General features: G+C 60.6%; 18 protein-coding genes, 1 tRNA gene and 1 other RNA gene. 13 read left to right on the top strand and 7 right to left on the bottom strand.

The annotated features are described in order from the left end of the window. The first annotated feature begins 163 nt into the window (after window positions 1–163). The 4 genes from ompA (at window position 164) to ssrA (ending at window position 2,669) form a co-directional block, all read left to right on the top strand. A complete protein-coding gene (gene ompA / locus AB6724_RS15775; RefSeq protein ID WP_369339478.1) occupies window positions 164–811 on the top strand; it encodes an outer membrane protein OmpA in 648 nt (215 codons plus the stop codon). A gap of 84 nt (window positions 812–895) precedes the next feature. Continuing rightward, the gene (gene ubiG / locus AB6724_RS15770) at window positions 896–1,609 is read left to right on the top strand and encodes a bifunctional 2-polyprenyl-6-hydroxyphenol methylase/3-demethylubiquinol 3-O-methyltransferase UbiG (protein WP_369339477.1); all 714 of its coding nucleotides are present in this window, start codon (window positions 896–898) and stop codon (window positions 1,607–1,609) included. 5 nt (window positions 1,610–1,614) lie between these two features. Next, on the top strand, window positions 1,615–2,280 hold the full coding sequence (locus tag AB6724_RS15765) for an HAD family hydrolase (RefSeq protein WP_369339476.1): 666 nt from the start codon (window positions 1,615–1,617) through the stop codon (window positions 2,278–2,280). Window positions 2,281–2,292: 12 nt separating this feature from the next. Next, window positions 2,293–2,669: a transfer-messenger RNA gene (gene ssrA, locus AB6724_RS15760) on the top strand. Between the two features lie 143 nt (window positions 2,670–2,812). Here ssrA and AB6724_RS15755 read toward each other — a convergent pair. Beyond that, window positions 2,813–3,313 (bottom strand): site-specific integrase, encoded by a 501-nt coding sequence (locus tag AB6724_RS15755; protein WP_369339475.1) that lies wholly within the window; start codon window positions 3,311–3,313, stop codon window positions 2,813–2,815. Window positions 3,314–3,486: 173 nt separating this feature from the next. After that, complete coding sequence (locus tag AB6724_RS15750) at window positions 3,487–3,666, bottom strand: hypothetical protein (protein ID WP_369339474.1); 180 nt, start codon at window positions 3,664–3,666, stop codon at window positions 3,487–3,489. 143 nt (window positions 3,667–3,809) lie between these two features. On the opposite strand from AB6724_RS15750, the gene AB6724_RS15745 reads away from it, so the two are divergent. The 5 genes from AB6724_RS15745 to AB6724_RS15725 all read left to right on the top strand — a co-directional run bounded on the left by AB6724_RS15745 (window position 3,810) and on the right by AB6724_RS15725 (window position 9,554). Beyond that, window positions 3,810–3,986: an FMN-binding negative transcriptional regulator gene (locus AB6724_RS15745; RefSeq protein ID WP_369339473.1), complete on the top strand. Its 177-nt coding sequence runs from the start codon at window positions 3,810–3,812 to the stop codon at window positions 3,984–3,986. A 58-nt stretch (window positions 3,987–4,044) separates the two neighbouring features. Further along, window positions 4,045–4,263, top strand: a complete 219-nt coding sequence (locus tag AB6724_RS15740) for a DUF7661 family protein (protein ID WP_369339472.1) — start codon at window positions 4,045–4,047, stop codon at window positions 4,261–4,263. 1,023 nt (window positions 4,264–5,286) lie between these two features. Beyond that, window positions 5,287–6,366: a patatin-like phospholipase family protein gene (locus AB6724_RS15735; RefSeq protein WP_369339471.1), complete on the top strand. Its 1,080-nt coding sequence runs from the start codon at window positions 5,287–5,289 to the stop codon at window positions 6,364–6,366. 2 nt (window positions 6,367–6,368) lie between these two features. Further along, entirely contained in the window at window positions 6,369–7,841 is a 1,473-nt protein-coding gene (locus AB6724_RS15730) for a GntP family permease (RefSeq protein ID WP_369339470.1), read from the top strand. Window positions 7,842–7,853: 12 nt separating this feature from the next. Then, entirely contained in the window at window positions 7,854–9,554 is a 1,701-nt protein-coding gene (locus tag AB6724_RS15725) for a Na/Pi cotransporter family protein (RefSeq protein ID WP_369339469.1), read from the top strand. A gap of 299 nt (window positions 9,555–9,853) precedes the next feature. Here AB6724_RS15725 and AB6724_RS15720 read toward each other — a convergent pair whose 3' ends face one another. Next, window positions 9,854–10,234, bottom strand: a complete 381-nt coding sequence (locus AB6724_RS15720; RefSeq protein WP_369339468.1) for a cupin domain-containing protein — start codon at window positions 10,232–10,234, stop codon at window positions 9,854–9,856. A 527-nt stretch (window positions 10,235–10,761) separates the two neighbouring features. Between AB6724_RS15720 and AB6724_RS15715 the strand changes: the two genes are divergently transcribed. Then, window positions 10,762–11,082, top strand: a complete 321-nt coding sequence (locus AB6724_RS15715; protein WP_369339467.1) for a hypothetical protein — start codon at window positions 10,762–10,764, stop codon at window positions 11,080–11,082. Window positions 11,083–11,423: 341 nt separating this feature from the next. Next, window positions 11,424–12,893, top strand: coding sequence for a sensor domain-containing diguanylate cyclase (locus tag AB6724_RS15710; protein ID WP_369339466.1), 1,470 nt, complete (start codon window positions 11,424–11,426; stop codon window positions 12,891–12,893). A 101-nt stretch (window positions 12,894–12,994) separates the two neighbouring features. On the opposite strand, the gene AB6724_RS15705 is transcribed toward AB6724_RS15710, so the two are convergent. Together AB6724_RS15705 and AB6724_RS15700 are read right to left on the bottom strand one after the other, a co-directional pair. Beyond that, complete coding sequence (locus tag AB6724_RS15705; RefSeq protein WP_369339465.1) at window positions 12,995–13,453, bottom strand: universal stress protein; 459 nt, start codon at window positions 13,451–13,453, stop codon at window positions 12,995–12,997. A gap of 114 nt (window positions 13,454–13,567) precedes the next feature. Then, on the bottom strand, window positions 13,568–13,813 hold the full coding sequence (locus tag AB6724_RS15700) for a hypothetical protein (RefSeq protein ID WP_369339464.1): 246 nt from the start codon (window positions 13,811–13,813) through the stop codon (window positions 13,568–13,570). Between the two features lie 480 nt (window positions 13,814–14,293). Here AB6724_RS15700 and AB6724_RS15695 point away from each other — a divergent pair. After that, window positions 14,294–14,370: transfer RNA gene (locus AB6724_RS15695), tRNA-Arg, on the top strand. 130 nt (window positions 14,371–14,500) lie between these two features. Here AB6724_RS15695 and AB6724_RS15690 read toward each other — a convergent pair. Both AB6724_RS15690 and AB6724_RS15685 read right to left on the bottom strand, forming a co-directional pair. Continuing rightward, complete coding sequence (locus tag AB6724_RS15690) at window positions 14,501–16,240, bottom strand: M14 family zinc carboxypeptidase (RefSeq protein WP_439329881.1); 1,740 nt, start codon at window positions 16,238–16,240, stop codon at window positions 14,501–14,503. Window positions 16,241–16,416: 176 nt separating this feature from the next. Further along, complete coding sequence (locus tag AB6724_RS15685; RefSeq protein ID WP_369339462.1) at window positions 16,417–18,210, bottom strand: DEAD/DEAH box helicase; 1,794 nt, start codon at window positions 18,208–18,210, stop codon at window positions 16,417–16,419. 264 nt (window positions 18,211–18,474) lie between these two features. Here AB6724_RS15685 and ettA point away from each other — a divergent pair, with 264 nt between their 5' ends. Next, window positions 18,475–20,136: an energy-dependent translational throttle protein EttA gene (ettA, locus tag AB6724_RS15680; protein WP_369339461.1), complete on the top strand. Its 1,662-nt coding sequence runs from the start codon at window positions 18,475–18,477 to the stop codon at window positions 20,134–20,136. The last annotated feature ends 17 nt before the right edge of the window (window positions 20,137–20,153 follow it).

The following is a 20,153-nucleotide window of genomic DNA, read 5'->3' as shown; positions in this document are numbered from 1 at the left end:
ACATAACTTGGGAATTACGCAGCTGTCCTACTTGTTGGTGCCTAGTTGACAACACTCTTGCATGTTACGTATGGCACAATCGTTTCAACGTTTTTGGTGATGGTCACTGATGACGTCCACAAATTCGCAGCCCTGCTGCGGCTTTTTCCCCAAGAGGAGAACCATGAAGAAACTGAACAAAGTGGCGATGTTGTTTGCCTCTGCTGCCCTCGTGACGGCCGCTGGCGCACAAGTGAAGGCTGCTGACGGTGGCAAGACTATCGACAACTGGCAAAACGGCACCAGCGAGCTGGTGTGGAAGAACGGCACGAACGAACTGTGCTGGCGTGATGCTAGCTGGACGCCCGCAACGGCCGCTGCCGATTGCGACGGCGCTCTGAAGGCTGCTGCTGCTCCTGCCCCCGCTGCAGCTGTTGCTCCCGCTCCTGCTCCCGCTCCCCAGCCTGCCGTGGCTTCCAAGGTCACTTACTCGGCTGACGCTTTCTTCGACTTCGACAAGTCGGTGCTGAAGCCCGAAGGCAAGGCCAAGCTGGACGACCTGACCGGCAAGATCAAGGACATCAACCTGGAAGTGGTCATCGCCGTGGGTCACACCGACTCCATCGGTTCCGTGGCTTACAACCAGAAGCTGTCGGTGCGTCGCGCTGAAGCCGTGAAGGCTTATCTGGTGTCCAAGGGCATCGAAAAGAGCCGCGTGTACACCGAAGGCAAGGGCAAGAGCCAACCCGTGGCAGACAACAAGACTGCTGCTGGCCGCGCCAAGAACCGTCGCGTGGAAATCGAAGTGGTGGGCACTCGCGCTGCTCAGTAATCTTTTGATTGCGACACAAGAAAGCCCCGGCAACGGGGCTTTTTTTATGCCTGATTCGGTCTGGTAATCGCCGACAATGGCGGCATGAACAACACGATCAATGCCGACCCGGCAGAACTGGAAAAGTTCTCAAGCCTGGCTCACCGTTGGTGGGACCCTGAGAGTGAATTCAAGCCCCTGCACCAGATCAACCCGCTGAGGCTGGACTGGATCAATGCGCAGGCGCCGTTGCAGGGCAAGCGGGTGCTGGACGTCGGTTGTGGCGGTGGCATTCTGGCGGACTCCATGGCACGCAAGGGCGCGGAGGTCATGGGTGTCGATCTCGCAACCAAGGCGCTGCGCGTGGCACAGCTGCATGCGCTGGAAACCGGCACTCCCAATATCCAGTACCACGAGGTCAGCGTCGAGCAGCTGGCCCAGGAGCGGCCGGCTTCCTTCGACGTGGTGACCTGCATGGAGATGCTCGAGCATGTGCCCGACCCGGCTTCCATCGTGCATGCCTGTGCCGCCCTGGTCAAGCCCGGCGGCTGGGTGTTCTTTTCCACCATCAACCGCAATGCCAAGGCATTCGGGCTGGCGATCGTGGCGGCCGAATATGTGCTCAAGATGATTCCCAAGGGCACGCACGAATATACGAAGCTGCTGCGCCCCAGCGAACTGGCTCGCTTTGCGCGCGATGCCGGGCTGGATGTCCAGGGCAGCAAGGGGCTGGGGCACAATCCCATCTCCGGTCGTTACTGGCTCAGCAGCGACACCTCGATCAACTATATGTTGGCGACACGCCGCCCGCAGGAGTGATCAGCATGTGGACACATGTGAAAGCCGTTCTCTTCGACCTGGATGGCACCTTGATCGACAGTGCGCCGGACCTGGGTGCTGCTGCGGACAAGATGCGTATCGACCGTGGCATGCCCTCGCTGCCGCTCAATGCCTACCGGCATATGGCGGGCGCGGGCGCGCGCGGAATGCTCGGGATTGCTTTCGGCATGACGCCGGATTCCATGGGCTTTGCCGAGATGCGGGAAGAGTTCTTCCGCAACTACGAGCAATGCATGACGCATCGCACCTATGCTTTTGATGGTGTGTCGGACCTGATCAACAACCTGGAGTCGGCCTCTTTGGCCTGGGGCGTGGTGACCAACAAGTCTATGCGCTTCACCGATCCGCTGACGCGTCAGATGCCGTTGTTCGCCAATGCCGCGGCCGTGGTCAGCGGTGACTCCACGCCGCACTCCAAACCGCATCCCGCTCCTTTGCTCGAGGCCGCGCGACGCATGCAGATCGCGCCCGAGAGCTGCATTTATGTGGGCGACGACGAGCGTGACATCCAGGCCGGTCTGGCGGCGGGCATGAAAACCGTGGCTGCCTGTTACGGATATCTGGGCTCCAAGGCCGATACTTCGCATTGGGGCGCAGATGCACACATCAATTCTCCGATTGAGCTCTTGAAATTGCTGGGAAGAGGCTAAAATAGCGATCAAGGGGCTGTCCTGGTTTCGACGTGGGTTCGGGACCGGTGCGGTGCATGTCGAGCTTGAGTGACGCTCGTAAATCTCCATTCACAAAACTAACTGCAAACGACGAACGTTTCGCACTCGCCGCTTAATCCGGTGAGCCTTGCAACAGCACGCTGATGGGCTGGGCAAGGGGGTAGCAATACCTCCCGGCTGCAAGGGAATTCACATCAGCTGGCTGGGTACCGGGCTTCTTGGTATTTGGCAAGATTTAAGGAAGCTGGCTATCCAAGCAGCGTGTGCCTGCGGGGTTTGGATGGCGAGATTTAAAACAGAGCACTAAACATGTAGATCTGTCCGGCGAAGGCTTACGGACGGGGGTTCAATTCCCCCCAGCTCCACCACCCAAGACACCGTCACACACTGAGAACATCGGCGTGTGGCGGTTTTTTCTTGCCCAAAAGTGTCGTAAGGTGTCGTTAAATTCGCACCGATTTCGCACATGATTCGCACCGATCACTCCCCGCTGACAAGCCGTTGTTCCGTCTTAGGCTTCTGGTAGTCCTCTCGGATGAACTTGCCGTAGGTCCGAAAGACCATTTCCACCCTCATGCCCCAGCTGCTGGGTCACATGCCAGGGATTGGCACCAGCTGTCAGCAGGGTTGATGCATAGGTATGCCTGATTTGATAGGGGTTCCGGGCTTGGCTCATGGCGCGCTGCAGCTTTAATGCCTCGACCGCCTCGACGTCTCGCTTGCCTGCTTCTGTCTTGGGTGCCTTGATGACGCCGGCCACTTGGTTGAGCACGATCCTCGCGGTCTTCCTGTCTAGGTCGATGTTGTCCCACTGCAGTGCCTGCATTTCACCCGGGCGCAGTCCTGAGTTGAACCAGAACTGGAGCATGGGCCATTCGTCCTGGCGGCAGGCGTCCAGAATGGCCTGCTGCTCAGTTTGCGTAAATGGCTGCACCACATAGTCGCTGGCCTTGGCGGTCTGACGAATCAGCTTAGCCAGGGCAATGCGGTCAAAGGGGGTGAATTCGATCACCCGGTTGCAGTTTTTCAGTACCGCGCTCTTTCTTGATGGCCCCGCTTAGCCCCGCGGGGAGGGCATATGCATGCCGGATGCTGGCTAAACGCTCACATTTCAAAATTTCCGGGTGCAAAAAAGCCACTTCTAGGGTGGCTGGCAAAAGAAAACCCGCTTAAGGCGGGCAGTGGTCATTCAATAAATCCGAGATCGCGCAGGGCTTCAATTTCGTCGGTGTACTCGGTGTCCTCGATCAGCAGCACGCCATCGGGCCCGTACACATTGCGTTGGGGAGCTCCCATGGGTTGCTCTATGCGTTCTACGCGATAGCCGTGGCGCTCCCAAATCTCGGTGGTGTTGATGCGTGTCATCGGGACACCTTACTTAGCCGCAGCCGTACACGCAAGGTTCTGCTTAGCGTCCTCGCTCCTGTGAAGGTGCAGGCACCGAGGCGACTTTCAGATACCTGCCGCTACTCGGCACTGGTTGCTGTCCACCAAGGAGGCAGCAACGAATGTACATACGGCCACTTTTCTCGATTCCCGAGATTGATGCATTGCAACAGGTCATGCGTGACTACCCGCTTGCGACACTGATTGCGGACAGCGCCGGTGAAATGGAAGTCAACTTATTGCCTCTGCTATGGGTTGAGTCCGGATCGTTTGGGCGGCTGTTCATCCGATTGGGCTGATGTGACTGAGGGAGGCACAGGGGACGGCTAGGATGCAATGCTCAGTAATGGAGCAAGCATGGAAAAGTACCGGTTCAATGTGTTTGGCGACATCCTGGCCATCGAGCGCGCCAATGCGCAATGGCGCTGCTATTTGGTCGGGGCAGATGGCAAGCGCGGTCCTGTGGACTTGGCTATTCCTTCTGAAGTCACATACGACGAGCTGCCTCAGTACCTCTACGACATCTACCACGAGAGCGCAGCATCGTCCGATGACGACATCTTTGAGATCACCTGAGCCTCTTTGGAGCACACCAGCTGCTTGCTAAAGATCTGAGGTGCTGGCTCGATCACAAAAAAGCCCGCAAGGTGCGGGCTGTCTCCATTTGCCGAAAGGCCTTCCAAGTGGGACTATGGGTGCATCATTGCACTTCAAGGAGAGCGACGATGTCTTCCTTCATGATGCACCTGGCTGGCCTGGGGGTGGTGGCTGTGCTCGTGGCCCTGGTAATCCACGAGGTCAGGGACGACTGGCGGACGTAAAAAAAAGCCCGCACTGGCGAGCTGTCTCCGTTTGCCAGCAGGCACTCACAGTGAGACGATGAGCCCATCAACGCACTTGGAGGAGAGCGGCGATGTCCTTGGTCATGACTCAATTCTGGGTTCTGCAATTGGTCATCCTGCTGGTGGCCTGGGCGGTCTATATGGTCATCGAGTACTGGGTGTGAAAAATCACGCCGGGGTGGCTTGGGTCGCGGCCCTCAAAAGATAGACCGAGGTTGCCTACCTGCCTAGGGGTAGTCCACATGCAGTTGGCCTGGAATTCCGATGCGAATGGAGTTCGATATCTCTATCTCCCATCAACGTTCGCAAGCTTTTGCCGAATATTTTTGCGCTCGAGCATGACGCTGCGAAACCGGCTGTGGCTCAAAAAGGCGAGCATTTATTTTCCGCTGCGGGTATTTTGATAGATGTCATCTATCCGCCTCTCTATCGTCAATGAATAAAGCATGGGGCGATGCCTCTGGATCAGAGCTGTCCAGTCCAGGAAACGGGTAAACCGCCCATTTCCATATGGAGGCGTTTCATGGGTGCTGGCGACTCCCTGTCGGGCAAGCTGCATTGAAGAAAATCAGGGGCTTCACCATTGAGTGCATGAAAGTCCTGATCTGATTGCTACAACTTCATTAAGGGAGAGTCGAGTTGAATAAATATGGTCTTGAATGAACTTTCGTCAAGAACGAAAAGCGCGGTAATCGGGCATTATGAGCATCCTGAGTAGATGGTTTGTGCATTTGAATTCGCAAAGGCCTGAAGAAAGATGCTTCACTCCGGCAGCGTTGAATCCAGTGAGAATGCTCGAGGCTCCGGCAAGGCACGGCAGGAGCCGTCTCCCACGCTGGTCAATCTCGCGTTGCAAGGTGGCGGCTCTCACGGGGCGTTCACCTGGGGCGTGCTGGATCGCCTTTTGGACGAGCGCGGATTGTGGCTTGACGGTATCTCGGGCACTTCGGCCGGAGCCATGAATGCCGCGGTCATGCTCAGCGGCCTGGAGCGAGGAGGGCGGGCAGATGCCAAGGCATCCCTGGAGGCCTTCTGGCGGGCCGTCGCCGATGCCGCAATGCTGAGCCCGCTTCAACGTGGCCCCCTGGACGTGATGCTGGGACGTTGGTCTCTGGATAGCTCGCCGGCCTATCTGTTGTTCGATCTGGCTGCGCGCCTGTGGTCGCCTTACGTTCTCAATCCGCGCGGAAGCAATCCGCTGACAAAGCTGCTCGCGGAACATGTCGAATTCGAGCGCCTGGCGGCGTCGCCGATCAAGCTGTTCGTGACGGCAACCCAGGTGCACACCGGGCGAGGCCGCGTTTTCTCCAATGCGGAGTTGAGTCCCGAGGTGCTGCTGGCCTCGGCTTGCCTGCCCACGATGTTCCATGCCGTCGAGATCGACGGCGAGGAATACTGGGACGGCGGTTTTGCCGGCAATCCGACGATTACGCCGTTGATACGGCACTGCCAGTCGCAGGACACGATTCTGGTGCAGATCAACCCGATTGAGCGCAAGCGGCCGGTGCGCAATGCGCAGGCGATTCATAACCGCATCAATGAGATTTCGTTCAATGCCCCGCTGCTCAAGGAGCTGCGGATGATGGCGCTGTTGCGTCAGGTGGCCGATCCCGGGCATAGCGAGGGGAGGCAATGGGCCGAAATGCGCATTCACCGTATCGGCACAGACCTCATTGAGGATCTGAGCGCTTCTTCCAAAATGCTGGCGGAGTGGTCGTTTCTGTGCCTGCTGCGCGACAAGGGACGCGATGCGGCGGATGCCTTTCTGGCAGTGCACCGGAGCGACCTGGGGCAACGCTCGACGCTAGACCTCGATGTTCTTTTGCAAGGAGTCTGAGCATGAGCTTTGTGGGCATTCTCGTCGGCCTGGGAGTTCTCATCTGGCTGTCTTACAGGGGCTGGAGCGTATTGCTGCTCGCGCCAGCCGCTGCGCTGATTGCTGCGGCGTTTGCGGGCGAGCCGCTGCTGGCGCATTGGACCGTGACCTTCATGCGGGCGGCGGCCGGATTCGTGGCGCAGTATTTCCCTCTTTTCCTGCTCGGCGCCATCTTTGGCAAGCTGATGGACGATAGCGGGGCGGTGCTGTCTATCGCGCGCGGCATGACACATTGGCTTGGGCCTCAGCGGGCGCTGCTGGCCATCGTGCTGGCTGGCGCCTTGCTGACCTATGGCGGGGTAAGCCTGTTCGTGGCCTTCTTTGTGTTGGCGCCCATGGGCCATGCCCTGTTTCACACGGCCAACTTGCCGGCACGGCTGATGCCTGCTGCCATCGCGCTGGGAACCTCGACCTTCACGATGTCGGCACTGCCTGGCTCGCCCTCCATTCAAAATGCGATTCCCATGCCGTTCTTTGGCACCACGGCGTTTGCCGCGCCGGGGCTCGGCGTGATCGCCTCTGTCGTCATGGTTGGCTTCGGCCTGTGGTGGCTGTCGCGCAGCGAGGCGCGGGCGCGTCGGCGCTCCGAAGGGTATGCGTCTCCAACGCGGGCATTGGCCGATGCGCAGGATCCTCTGTTGCGTGAGCGCGGCAGCACCGCTACCCATTTCGATCCGATGGAGATGGCGCATGGCGCGCGGCCTACAGCAGACACGGGAAACGCGGAAGAGGCGCAGCCCGGCACGCTCGGCTCGCTGATTCCGCTGATGGTCGTGATTGGCGTGAATCTGGTCGCTGGACTGTGGCTTTTGCCCAGGGCCGATCTTTCCTACCTGGAAACGGCTCGCTTCGGCGGCCTTCGGGCCGGGCAGGTCGCAGGCCTTTGGGCCGTGCTGCTGGGCTTGGCCGCAGGCTTGGTGGCGCTGTTGCTGCTGCATCGTGGCCGTCTGGCGAATTTGCGCGGCAGCGTGGATGCCGGTGCCAATGCGGCAGTCCTGCCGGTGATGTCGGTCGCCAGTCTGGTGGGCTTCGGTGCGGTGGTCGCCGATATGCCGGCGTTCTCCACCGTGCGCGACTGGGTAATGAACATCGAAGCCGGCCCCCTGGTTTCGCTGGCCCTGTCGACCAATCTGCTGGCGGCGCTGACCGGCTCGGCCTCCGGCGGTCTCACGATCGCGCTTGAAACGCTGGGTCCGGCATATATGGAGATCGCACAGCAAATCCATCTGGACCCTTCGCTGCTGCATCGTTTGGCGGTGATCGGTGCCGGCACCCTCGACAGCCTGCCGCACAACGGTGCCGTGGTTTCGCTGCTGGCCGTGTGCGGCTGCACGCATCGCGAGAGCTACCGGGATATCGTCATGGTGTCGATCGTGGGTGCGCTGCTGGCCTTGATCATTGTCTTGGTATTAGGTACCTGGTTCGGCAGCTTCTAGAAAGCCTCATCCATGCAAGCTGGAGTCAACTTGAACCCGATCGAAATCGGCGGCCTGCTGATCGGCGGCCTAGCCCTGTTCCTGTTCGGCCTCGAGCTCATGACCGGGGCACTCAAAGCCATTGCCGGCTCCCGCTTGCAGTCGCTGCTGGGGACGCTTACGGCCAACCGGTTGCGTGGAGTGCTGGCCGGCGCAGGCATCACAGCCTTGCTGAATTCGTCCACGATCACCACCGTGCTGCTGGTCGGCTTTGTATCTGCGGGGCTCATGACGCTGCAGCAGTCGATACCTCTGATCATGGGGGCCAACATCGGCTCGACGCTGACAGCGCAGATCATTGCCTTCAATATTTCGGCAGTCATACCGTTTTTTCTGGCCGGGGGCTTCCTGCTCCATGGCTTCGCCAGGCGCGAAGTGCTGCAGGAACTGGGTGGGGTGCTCATGGGCCTGGGCCTGCTGTTTCTCGGCATCGAGTTCATGGGAGATGCCACGCGGCCTCTGCGCAATTACGAACCCTTTATCGCCGCCATGCAGGATATGCGCAATCCATGGCTTGGCATCGCGGCTGGCGCCATTTTTACGGCCGTTGTGCAAAGCTCCGCCGCCACGCTGGCGATCGTGATCGCGCTGGGCAGCCAGGGGCTTATTCCGCTGGAGTCCGGTATCGCGCTGATCCTCGGTGCCAACGTTGGCACTTGCGGAACAGCTCTTCTCGCGTCCATCGGGAAGCCGGCAGAGGCCGCGCAGGTCGGCATCGTGCATCTGATCTTCAACCTGCTCGGCGTACTGTTTCTGGTCTTCGTGATCCCGCAGTTCGCGGAATTCATCCGCCATATCTCGCCATCAGCCCCCGAGCTGAGCGGCACTGCCCGCCTCGCCGCCGAGATGCCGCGCCAGGCGGCCAACGCCCATACGGTGTTCAGCGTGTTCAGCACCGCCGTACTGATCTGGTTCACCGGGCCCATCGGTAAGCTGGCGCAGAGATTGGCTCCGGCAGCGCACAAGGACTGGCAGCTGCCCGGCGAATCGCGCTATCTTGACGAGTCTCTGGTAGACACCCCGGCACTGGCCATTGCCCGGGTTCAACTTGAGCTGGCGGTGCTGGGCCAGCAGGTTCAGGAACTGATTCGGCGCAGCATGGCTCTGGTCGTCGAAAACAATCCCCAAACCTTGGCCGCGTTGACGGAGGATGACAAGGCTGCCGATGCGCTGAGTACCGCCATCCTGACTTATGTGGGGCGCCTCTCGGAGGCAGTCCATACGGATGGTGAGGGCCTGCAACTGGTGGACCTGGCTCGTATCGGCGTCTGCCTCGATTCCATCCGGGAGGTCGCCACCACCAGCATGCTGACCTTGAGCCAGCGGCGCATTGCGCGCGGCGTGGAGGATGGCAATCTGCGCAATATCGAGGCTTCGGAGTTTACCCAGGCGGTCATGGAGAATTTCTCGCTGGCCATCCATGTCATCGTGCATCCAGAGCCAGATGTCGTGACAGGTATCCTCAATGCCAAATCCGGGATTGAGGCTCAGGCCGAAGCCGCTCGCCAGCATGCCCTGCAGGTGTTGCAGCTGCGCAATCAGGCTGATGCTGTCGGCTTTCGTCTGGCCAGCGACATGATCGAGCATCTCAACGAGGTCGCACGATTGAGCCGTGCCATCGTCAAGGCCTGCCGGTCATTGAATGGCGTGCAAGTGCCGGAGTCATTGAACTGAGTCAAGGAAAAACCCAGATCACATCCGGCCAGAAGGGCGGGCATTGTTGCGTTCGCTTTGCCGATCTGCATCGCCAGCGTGCAGGCGATGCAGATCGCTATTCCTCAAACCAGACACCTATCGGCAAGCTTGATTCAAAACTTCCGCTTTTCATCGGCTCATCTACAGGTACAGCTCAGATAGGCCAGACTCGGGCCCATGTCATCGGCATTTCTGCACCCGCAAACAGACTCATGGCACAACCCTCGCTGTCGGCCTGCCCGGCCGCGTCGCCCCCTATGCGGGCACTTGCCGCTGCGTTATTGGGCAGGTTTGGCGTAGACGTCGGCACTTAGCACTTCAAGGCCTACAAAAGGTTCGTTACCTTCGACCCAGGCATCGTGGCCGGGCGGAATTGCGTAAGACTCTCCTGCACTGAGCATTTTCTCAGAGCCGTCCTGCATGCGGACCGTGAGCTTTCCCGAAACGACATGCCCCACATGCGAGAGCTGGCAATACTCTGTTTTCACCACGGGCTTGATGCATTCGGACCAACGCCATCCGGGTTCGAAGTGAAAGCGCCCGATCGTATAGCCCTGGAGCCTTACGACCTCGACGCGGGTTTTGCTGGGGGTGCGCAGTTCGTCCGGCGTGCCGTGCGATCTGACTTCCAGCTTCTCAACGCTGACTGGAGTGACCATGACTTTCTCCTTCAATTGAGCAGCCCCCGCTCCCGCGGAATTCTTGAGGACAGCTGGCGAGCCGGAGGGCAGATAAAAACCTATCACTGCGTCATATGCTTGGCAATGCTATGAACTGTGGCTCGGTTACCGCTCAAGCGAATGTGGCTGGCATTGCCTGCTCCGGCCAAGATGCTTGCTCAGTGTTAGCTAGGCCATGCTGCCTACCGAGCCCATGCAGCCCTGGCTGGAGCATCCACAAGCGCACACAAATTTTGCAGATCCATAGGCGGCCGGCAGATCGAATTGGTTTGCACCAAGGCAGGGTCTTCCGCCTGACCGGAAACCGTGGGGGTGAACCGGAGAGGGTGCAAGGGGAGCTGCGGCATGCGAATCGGCACTGGCATGGCCAAAGCTCATGAGTCAATGTCTCTTGGTGCTTACGTCTGCATGAGCCGGTTACAAACTTCCGTCAACGAAGTGGTTTTTCCTGCGTTGATTGCTTATAGATTCCCGCCCAACATTTTTCGGGGAGTTGAAAGGTTGCTATGAAACTTATGTCGTTAGCGCTCGCGGCTTTGGTCAGTGCGGCAGCAGTTCCATCTTTTGCTGGAAATTTCAGTGTGGATGTGGGCATCGGCATTCCCGCACCGGTGGCGCCTCCCGCTTACTATGTGCCCGCGCCGGTTTACGGTGCTCCGCCTCCTGTATATGTACCTCGCCCGGTCTATGCACCTCGCCCCATGGTCGTGGCGCCTGCACCGCAGTACGAGCCTGAGTGGCGATGGCGCGAGGACGAGTGGCGCAGACGCGAATGGTGGCGACGTCACCACCATGAGCGCTGGCACCGTGAAGACGAAGATGATTGAGAGTCTGGCCCTTGGTCTTCCATTCATGGCCGAGGCCGTGTGAAGCATCCGTGACGCCGAGGTCGGGCCGCAAGCCTTGACATGGATTCAAGCGGGGCAGGCCTCGCGTCACCCATGGAATCTGCTTCTGGCATCACAAGCCTCGCTGAGGTCGGGGGCTTCACTTGACGTGAAGTGTGCCCGAACCCTTGCCCCAGGCAGAGCCGGGCATCGGCTGATGCCGTCCCTCGCACAAACTGCCTGCCGCCAAATCCCGATCCATGCAACAGCGCTTACGCCGGTCTGCAATAGAGCGGTCACTTTGATGAGGTAGGCAATAATTGTGAGAGGAGGTATCTTTTGTGGCAAATTCTCTCGCGGAAGGCTTGGACTTTGAGGACATGTTCAATCTTGCCCCCGTATCGCTCTGGATGGAGGATTACAGCGGGCTCAAGCGATTGTTCGATCAGTGGCGAGCGGAGGGAGTCACCGACCTGCTCGCCTTCTTGAATGAGGATCCGGAGCGGCTCAAGCGTTGCAGCCAGTCCTACAAGGTGCTGCGGGTCAACCAATACACCCTGGATCTTTTCAAGGCGGCGGACCAGGAGGTCTTGCAAAGCCGGCTGCATGAGATCTTCCGCGGAGACATGCTGGGCAGCATAGTGAACGAGCTGCTGGCACTTTGGCAGGGGCAGCTGGGTTTCGAGACCCGATCGGTCAACTATGCCCTCGATGGGCGGCGGCTGGATGTGCAGGTCCGGGCTCGCGTGTTGCCGGGCTATGAGGACAGCTGGAGCCGGGTGCTGGTGTCGTTGGAAGATGTGACGGCCGAAGTGCAGAGCACCGCAAGATTGCAGCGCAGCGAGGAATATGCGCGCGACCTGTTCGAGTATTCACCGGTATCGCTGTGGGTCGAGGACTTCAGCGTGGTCAAGCGCCTGCTTGACGAAGTGCGCGAGCGCGGCATCACCGACTTCCGCACGTTCCTGAAAGTTCACCCCGAGTTCGTGACGCGCTGCATGCAGGAAATCCAGGTGATCGATGTCAATCGCCAGACCCTGAAGATGTTTGGCGCCGAAAGCAAATCCCAGCTGCTGCAGAGTCTGCCCAAGATTTTCCGGGGAGAGATGTATGACTCGTTTGCCGAGCAGTTGATCGATCTTTGGGATGGCAAGCTGGTGCAGCAGCGGGAGGTGGTGAACTACGGTATCGCAGGCGATGTGCTCCACATTCACCTGGAGTTCGCCATCATGACAAGCCATGCGGAAAACTGGGGCCTGGTGCTGCTGTCGCTGGTGGACATCACGGCGCGCAAAAAGGCGGAAGCCTATCTGGAGTACTTGGGCAAGCATGACGTGCTGACCCAGCTGCGCAACCGCGCTTTCTACACCGAGGAGTTGAATCGACTCTCTCGCAGAGGGCCGTGGCCCCTGTCCTTGATTGCGATCGATATGAATGGTCTCAAGGCCGTCAACGACGAGCATGGTCATGCAGCCGGCGACGCGATGCTACGCCGCATGGGAGAGGTGCTGGCCAAGGCCGTGGATGAGCCGGCTTGCGCGGCGCGTATCGGCGGCGACGAGTTCATGGTGCTGCTGCCGGGTACGGATGAGAGAGGGGCGCTGGCGTTGCAGGAGCGGATTCTGTCCTTGCTGGAACTGAACAACCAGTTCTATCCCGGGCACAGCATTCAGGTGTCCATGGGGCATGCCAGCGGGCAGGAAGGTTCGTCCGTGGAGGCCATAGTGCAGCGCGCGGATCAGGCGATGTATGCGGAGAAGGCACGCATCTATCAGACCAAGGAGCGCGACCGGCGTTTGAATGCTGTTTGAAGAGGTTCTCCGCCTGCTCGGAATCGTTGCCGACACCTAGGTGGGAACGGCTTTGAGCAGCGCCACAGCCTCGCGCTTGGTAACCGCTGGTACCAGCTTGTTCAGTGGCCCACCGATGCGGGTCGGTGCACCAGCACCGGGACATTGGTGTGGGTCAGCACTCTCTGGGTTTCGCTGCCCAGCAGGATTCCGCTAATACCCTTGCGCCCGTGGGAGGCCATGCATATCAGGTCGCAACCGCTTTCCTTGGCCTGCTTGACGATTGCCTGGTATATGGAAGCGCTGGTCACGCGCACAAACTCGCAGGGCACGCCCTCCTGCCGCGCGGCCTGCTCCATGAACTGCAAGGCGTTGTCGGCGTCCTTGTTGACGCTGCGCTCGAATTCGGCGCTGTTGTATGTCAGCAAAGCATCTGCGCCATAGATGATGGCGCGGTAATCCGGCATCACATAGAGGCCGGTCACCCTGGCGCCTTGTTCGCGTGCCAGGCACATGCCGGTACGAACCGCCGCTTCCGACAGTTTGGAGCCATCTGTGGGGATGAGCAGATGTTTGAACATGTTCAATCTCCTGGCGCTGCATTGTTGCTAATTTATTCCAAGCTTCGGGCCTCTTGCAACGTTCGGTCGATAAAAAGCCGCCGAGCCGGCACCTTCGGATCTTTGCCTACGGGACTACTTGGCCGGGGTCGGTGGAATGCGGTTCAGTATCTCGCCGGTCGAGTCGATCTCGAACTGCCGCTCGTTCAGCCAGTTGATTTTCAGGCGCTCGGCCGTCTCGAAGAGCTGGGTGCCGGGGCGGATGCAGACGCCATGGTCTGTGGCGACTTCATCGAAATCCTGATGGACAAGAATGATGTGCAGATTGCCCTCGGCGTCCCGGGCCTGTATGCGCTCCATGAGCCTGCGGTATGCACACATGGGCGCTTCCTTTTTGACAGGTGTGTGCGAATGTTTCCACTGTCAGTGATCTAGAACAATCCCCTGTTCGAGGTATTCCTGGCATGTCGGTGGCTGCAACTCAAGGCCTTGCTCTACAAGAAAGAAATCCACCGTAAGCCATTGTCTAGCAAGCGAGTGTTGCTATCAAAAGCGGATGTTTGGCGGGTACATCCCCATCACCCGACAGCAGGGGGGGGGGAGACGGCCGATACCGCAGAAGCTGCAACTATCAGGCTTAGATCGTACGCATTGCACAGCTGGTCTCGGGAACCGATGCGATGACGGTGTTTCAAACCGCCGCCTGTCGCCCGGCATGGGCGGTCAGCCGGATATGCGAGGCGATTCGGGGCATAATGGCGGCCGGTCATGGCAGGCTGCGATGGCCGGGGTGAGCTGCCACGCAAACCGCCATAAATCTAGGTTGTGGAAGATCTCTGAAAACCTAGTGAAATCAAATATCTGCCCGTAGCTCAGTTGGATAGAGCAACAGCCTTCTAAGCTGTGGGTCACAGGTTCGATCCCTGTCGGGCAGGCCATTGGAGCCATATCCAAAAACAACAAACCCGCTCATGTGAAAACATGGCGGGTTTTGCATTGGGGGCCTTGGCACAGGGATTTTCAAGCCAAGGCCATCGAATGGCTGCCTGCTCTGCCGCAAGCCAGGGCTTATTCGGCTTCTTCTTCGAACACCACCGAGGGGGCCGCTACCACGCGTGCAATATCGGAAGGCGTGGTGATCAGGCTTTTGCTCACATAGCTGTATGGCGTGTCGGGCTCCAGTGCGGCGGCGATCAGATGGGCCTTGGCCTGATTGAGCGATACATAGTAGCTGCCAGCCGGCGCATCGATGGCGCCGCGCGTCAGCACCGGGCTGGCGCTGCGCTGCGTCTGATAGCTGTCGGCCAGCATCTGGCCGGGTTCGGCAATCTGCATGACCTGGACACCCAGCATGCGCAGGCGCTCCACGGCCTGGCTGGATCCCGCGGACACCCAGTAACCGCAGGGGCGCGGCCGGGTCTGGCTGGATTTGAGCGTCAGCGACGAGTTCCAGTCCACGCGGGCCTGCAGCTCCTGGCCGGTGTCGGCCTGCAGCATGCTGATGGTGCGCTGCTCGGGCGTTTGCTGGGCCTGAATGGTCAGCATATTGCGGCAGGCCAGAGATGCGGTTTCGCGCGTCACAAAGGACTCGACCTGATTCAGGTTCGCCGCCTTTTCCGCAGTGGCGCGCAAAGCGCTGGTGGCCGCCGTCACCAGGCTGTGTACGCGGCGCTGGATGTGCAGACGGCCCAGGTCCGAGCCACGGCTGGAGATCAGCACCGCCGCCGCATTCTTGAGGCTGCTGGAGTTGTCCAGCGTGTCGGCGGCCAGGCTGGCCATGGACAGGGATTTGTCATCGGTCGCGGGGCTGGTTTCGTAATACCACTCGTTGCTCAGGCCGGACTGGCTCAGCGCATTGCGCATGGGTTCGGCAAACCATTCGCGGGCCGCCTTGTTCACGAATTCATGGGCGTTGGCGGTTGCTGCCGGCTGCAGCAGCACGTCGTAGCGCTGCACGGCCCGGAATTTTTGCAGGAACATGCCGCCCGCCGCAAATTCGCGCAGATCCATCACCGCTGCCGGCCGATAGTTTCTGACCAGCTGGGCCAGAGCCTGGGCTTCGGGGGTGCTGAGCGTCAGGTGATCGTGGATGAGGTCGGTTCCGTCCGCGGTCAGCCGGCTTGCGGTCTCCGCTGCATCGGGGTTCGCGCGGGGAACGATGATGATGTTGATCTGCTGCAGCAGTGGCGCCAGCAGGCCGCCGCGGCCGAGCTCCTGGGCGATGATGAGCAGGGCCTCGGCGCTGGCGGGTTCATCGCCACGCTGCTGGCCTACCAGCAGGATCGTGGGTTTGCCATTGCTGTTCAATGCCGTGGCCTGGGTGCCGGAGGCCTGGGCTGCGATCAAGGCAGGGATGGGCAGGCCGCGCTGCGAGGTGCCGATGCTGATGCTGTCCAGGTGCTGGCCGTTGCCGGCCTTGCCGGCCAAAGCCTGCAGCCAGGCTTCCATCTCGGCTTGGGTGGTGAACTGTCGGCGCTCGTCCCTCAGGCCCGGTGTGTCATAGCGTGTGCTGGGGTCGGGAAAGCGCGCTTCGATGACCGGGTTGTAGGGCAGGGCCGTGAGCTGCGGTGCCCGGGCCACGGGCTGGCTGACGGCAACCGGCGCGGTGGGAGCGCTGGGGGCTGGCGCGGTCTGGCTGGCCTTGAGCGGAGCCGGCGCCGAAGCACCGGTCCAGGGCGGCAGCTGCACATTGGCGCAGGCCGTGAGCAAAGCAGCGGCACCCACGGCCGTGAGCTTGAGCACACCGCAGGCCCAGGAAGAGGGCGCACGCACAGCATGAGGGGGCACGGATGTGGGTAGAAAAATCATGGTCTCAATATGAATAGAAAAAGAATGCGCCCGAAATGGCTGGCACAAGCTTCGCACATTCTGGGGAGATGTTAGGGCTGCTGGCTTGCGCTCGGCTGTCGGCCAAGCGGAGGTCAGAAAGGCAGAAGGGCTGCATCGCAGCCCTTCTGTGAGAGGGTCAGCCCCTCTGTTGCCTATCAGCGGCCGTAACCGCCGCCAAAGCCGCCGCGGTTTCCGCCACGGTTGCCACCGCCAAAACCGCCACGGCCACCGCCGAAGCCGCCACGGCGACCGCGGTCGGCCATGCTGTCCACGCTGGTGCGCATGGGGTCGGGCTGGCCGCCGCCGTTGCCGCCGCGCGCCGCATTGCTGCGGGCATGGCCTTGCTGGGTGCCCAGGTGGGCATCGGCACGCGGGGGCTGGTCGTCGTAGCGGCCACCGCGTTCGCGGTCACCAAACTGGCGGGCGCCGCCGCGCTTGGGCGGACGCTGCTGGCCGTCACCGTGATGAGGGCGTGGTGCACGTTCGGCCTGGCCCTGCTGGCTGTTGCGCTCCGCACCTTGCTGGCCTTGGCCGCGCTGGTTGTTGACGCGGCCATTGCCGCGTGGCTTTTGCTGACGTGCGGGGCGCTCGCCATCGGCCTCGCCCTGTGCTTCGCCTTGGGCATCTGCGGCGGGGCGGCGCGCGCCGCGGCCGCCATTGGGCGCCTTGTTCGTGCGGATGCGCTCCATCATTTCCTGGCGTGCTGCCTTGGCCGCAGCCTGCATGACGTCGCGGCTGGGAGGCTTGCCTGCGCCACCCCACAGGGTCTGGCGGCCCATGGCAATGGGCTCGGCTTTTTCGCCTTCCTCGGGGCCAAAGCCCTCGAGCGGCTGCACGGGAATCTCCTGCTTGGTGAAGCGCTCGATGTCCATCATGAAGCCTTCTTCGTCCATGCAGACCAGGCTCACGGCATTGCCTTCGCGGCCTGCGCGGCCCGTGCGGCCGATGCGGTGCACATAGTCTTCCGAGATATTCGGAATCTCGTAGTTGACCACATTGGGCAGCTCGTCGATGTCGATACCGCGTGCTGCGATATCGGTCGCCACCAGTGCACGCAGTTCGCCGGTCTTGAAGCCTTCGAGGGCCTGGGTGCGGGCGCTCTGGCTCTTGTTGCCGTGCAGCGCCATGGCGGTGACGCCGTTCTTGGACAGGTATTCGGCCACATTGTTGGCGCCGAACTTGGTGCGCGTGAACACCAGAACCTGGCTCCAGTTGTTTTCCTGGATGATGTGCAGCAGCACCTGCTTCTTCTTGCCGCGGCCCACGGGGTGGATCACCTGCTTGATGCGCTGCACCGTGGTGTTGCGCGGTGTGACCTGGATGGATTGCGGGTTCTTGAGCAGGCCATTGGCCAGTTCGCGGATCTCGTCGCTGAAGGTGGCCGAGAACAGCAGGCTCTGCTTGTTCTTGGGCACGAGGGCCAGCACCTTTTTCACGTCGTGGATGAAGCCCATGTCCAGCATGCGGTCGGCTTCGTCCAGGATCAGCATCTCGACCGTGGACAGGTCCATAAAGCCCTGGCCGGCCAGATCCAGCAGGCGGCCGGGCGTCGCGACCAGTACGTCCACGCCTTTTTCGATGCGGGCGATTTGGGGCTTCATGCCCACGCCGCCGAAGATCACGGTGGAGTTGATGTCCAGGTGCTTGGCGTAGCCGCGCAGGTTTTCTTCAACCTGGGCAGCCAGTTCGCGGGTGGGGGTCAGCACCAGGGCGCGGATGCCCTTGCCGCCGAATTTGTTCTTGGGTGCGGTGCCGCTGGACAGGCGCTGCAGCATGGGCAGCGTGAAGGCCGCGGTCTTGCCGGTGCCGGTCTGGGCGCCGGCAAGCAGGTCGTGGCCCGCGAGAACCAGCGGAATGGCCTGGGCTTGGATGGGGGTCGGGTTTTCATAACCCTGTTCTTGTACGGCCTTGAGAATGGCGGGAGCCAGATTCAGTTCTTCAAATGTCATTGTGATCAGTTGCGCCAATCCTGGGCGCGGGGTATCAGCCTGTCGTGGCAGCCCGTGGGGCTGCGGGCCAGTTGTAGGCAGATAAAGTTGCGTGTTGGGAGCCCGGAAACGCTTCCATTGTCCCCAGCTGAAGTGCTGCTGCAGCAGGCAACTGGACGCCTGTCGCGAGGGGTATTGTCGCATGCACCGATAATCATGGTTTGTTTGCCGTGAAAAGCGGCACATTTTTTTGCGTAAATTCAAGCAACTCAAAGCAATTCGGACATGGCTCAATACGTTTTTTCGATGAATCAGCTGACCAAGACCGTGCCGCCCAAGCGGCAGATCTTGAAAGGCATCTCGCTGAGTTTCTTCCCCGGCGCCAAGATCGGCGTGCTGGGCCTCAACGGCTCGGGCAAGTCCTCGCTGCTGAAGATCATGGCGGGCGTGGACAAGGAGTTCGAGGGCGAAGCCATTCCCATGCAGGGTCTGTCCATCGGCTATCTGCCCCAGGAGCCCCAGCTCAACCCCGAACACACCGTGCGCCAGGCCGTGGAAGAGGCCATGGCCGAGGTGAACAACGCCAAGGCCCGCCTGGAAGAGGTGTATGCGGCCTATGCCGAGGAAGATGCCGACTTCGACGCCCTGGCCGCCGAGCAGGGTGAACTCGAGGCCATCATCGCGGCTGCGGGCACGGACTCCGAGCACCAGCTGGAAATCGCTGCCGACGCCCTGCGCCTGCCGCCCTGGGACGCGATCGTCGGCCAGCTCTCCGGCGGTGAAAAGCGCCGCGTGGCCCTGTGCAAGCTGCTGCTGTCCAAGCCCGACATGCTGCTGCTGGACGAACCCACCAACCACTTGGACGCCGAATCCGTGGACTGGCTGGAACAATTCCTGCACCGCTTCAGCGGCACTGTGGTGGCCATCACCCACGACCGCTACTTCCTCGATAACGCCGCCGAGTGGATTCTGGAACTGGACCGCGGCCACGGCATCCCCTACAAGGGCAATTACTCCGATTGGCTGGTCCAGAAGGGCAACCGCCTGGAAGCCGAGCAAAAGGGCGAGGAAGCCCGTGCCAAGGCCCTGAAGAAGGAACTGGAGTGGGTGCGTCAGAACGCCAAGGGTCGTCAGGCCAAGAGCAAGGCCCGTATTGCCCGCTTCGAAGAGCTGAGCGATTACGAATACCAGCAGCGCAACGAAACGCAGGAAATTTTCATTCCTGTGGCCGAACGCCTGGGCTCCAAGGTCATCGAGTTCAGCAACGTCACCAAGAGCTTTGGCGACCGCGTGCTCATCGACAACCTGAGCATGAACATTCCTGCGGGCGCCATCGTCGGCATCATCGGCCCCAACGGCGCCGGTAAATCGACGCTGTTCAAGCTGATCGCCGGCAAGGAACAACCCGATTCGGGCACCGTCGACATCGGCCAGACCGTGAAGATGGCCTTCGTCGACCAGCATCGCGATGCGCTGGGCGACGACAAGACCGTGTGGGAAGACATCTCGGGCGGCCTGGACATCATCAACGTTGGCAAGTTCCAGATGGCCTCGCGTGCCTATGCAGGTCGCTTCAACTTCAACGGCCAGGACCAGCAGAAGAAGGTCGGCAACCTCTCCGGTGGTGAGCGCGGTCGTCTGCACCTGGCCAAGACCCTGATTCAGGGCGGCAACGTGCTGCTGCTGGACGAGCCCTCGAACGACCTGGACGTGGAAACCCTGCGTGCGCTGGAAGACGCGCTGCTCGAATACGCGGGCACGGTGCTGGTGATCTCCCACGACCGCTGGTTCCTGGACCGTATTGCCACCCACATCCTGGCTGCCGAAGGCGATTCGCAGTGGGTGTTCTTCGACGGCAACTACCAGGAATACGAGGCCGACAAGAAGAAGCGCCTGGGTGAGGAAGGCGCTGCGCCCAAGCGCATGCGTTACAAAGCGTTGAAGTAAGCGTCAAAATGTCTCCA

The sequence above is a fragment of the Comamonas guangdongensis genome (genome assembly GCF_041079535.1).
Taxonomy (GTDB): Bacteria; Pseudomonadota; Gammaproteobacteria; order Burkholderiales; family Burkholderiaceae_C; genus Comamonas; species Comamonas guangdongensis.
Note: the sequence above shows the minus strand (reverse complement) of the source record. Positions and strands in the feature narration are given on the sequence as shown.

Excerpts from the sequence above, each read along its gene's own strand:
- ubiG (WP_369339477.1), top strand. The coding sequence starts at position 896 with ATGAACAACACGATCAATGCCGACCCGGCAGAACTGGAAAAGTTCTCA.
- AB6724_RS15735 (WP_369339471.1), top strand. The coding sequence starts at position 5,287 with ATGCTTCACTCCGGCAGCGTTGAATCCAGTGAGAATGCTCGAGGCTCC.
- AB6724_RS15705 (WP_369339465.1), bottom strand. The coding sequence starts at position 13,453 with ATGTTCAAACATCTGCTCATCCCCACAGATGGCTCCAAACTGTCGGAA.
- AB6724_RS15750 (WP_369339474.1), bottom strand. The coding sequence starts at position 3,666 with ATGACACGCATCAACACCACCGAGATTTGGGAGCGCCACGGCTATCGC.
- AB6724_RS15740 (WP_369339472.1), top strand. The coding sequence starts at position 4,045 with ATGGAAAAGTACCGGTTCAATGTGTTTGGCGACATCCTGGCCATCGAG.
- AB6724_RS15765 (WP_369339476.1), top strand. The coding sequence starts at position 1,615 with ATGTGGACACATGTGAAAGCCGTTCTCTTCGACCTGGATGGCACCTTG.
- AB6724_RS15690 (WP_439329881.1), bottom strand. The coding sequence starts at position 16,240 with ATGATTTTTCTACCCACATCCGTGCCCCCTCATGCTGTGCGTGCGCCC.
- AB6724_RS15685 (WP_369339462.1), bottom strand. The coding sequence starts at position 18,210 with ATGACATTTGAAGAACTGAATCTGGCTCCCGCCATTCTCAAGGCCGTA.
- AB6724_RS15720 (WP_369339468.1), bottom strand. The coding sequence starts at position 10,234 with ATGGTCACTCCAGTCAGCGTTGAGAAGCTGGAAGTCAGATCGCACGGC.
- AB6724_RS15715 (WP_369339467.1), top strand. The coding sequence starts at position 10,762 with ATGAAACTTATGTCGTTAGCGCTCGCGGCTTTGGTCAGTGCGGCAGCA.
- ompA (WP_369339478.1), top strand. The coding sequence starts at position 164 with ATGAAGAAACTGAACAAAGTGGCGATGTTGTTTGCCTCTGCTGCCCTC.
- AB6724_RS15700 (WP_369339464.1), bottom strand. The coding sequence starts at position 13,813 with ATGTGTGCATACCGCAGGCTCATGGAGCGCATACAGGCCCGGGACGCC.
- AB6724_RS15745 (WP_369339473.1), top strand. The coding sequence starts at position 3,810 with ATGTACATACGGCCACTTTTCTCGATTCCCGAGATTGATGCATTGCAA.
- AB6724_RS15725 (WP_369339469.1), top strand. The coding sequence starts at position 7,854 with ATGCAAGCTGGAGTCAACTTGAACCCGATCGAAATCGGCGGCCTGCTG.
- AB6724_RS15730 (WP_369339470.1), top strand. The coding sequence starts at position 6,369 with ATGAGCTTTGTGGGCATTCTCGTCGGCCTGGGAGTTCTCATCTGGCTG.
- ettA (WP_369339461.1), top strand. The coding sequence starts at position 18,475 with ATGGCTCAATACGTTTTTTCGATGAATCAGCTGACCAAGACCGTGCCG.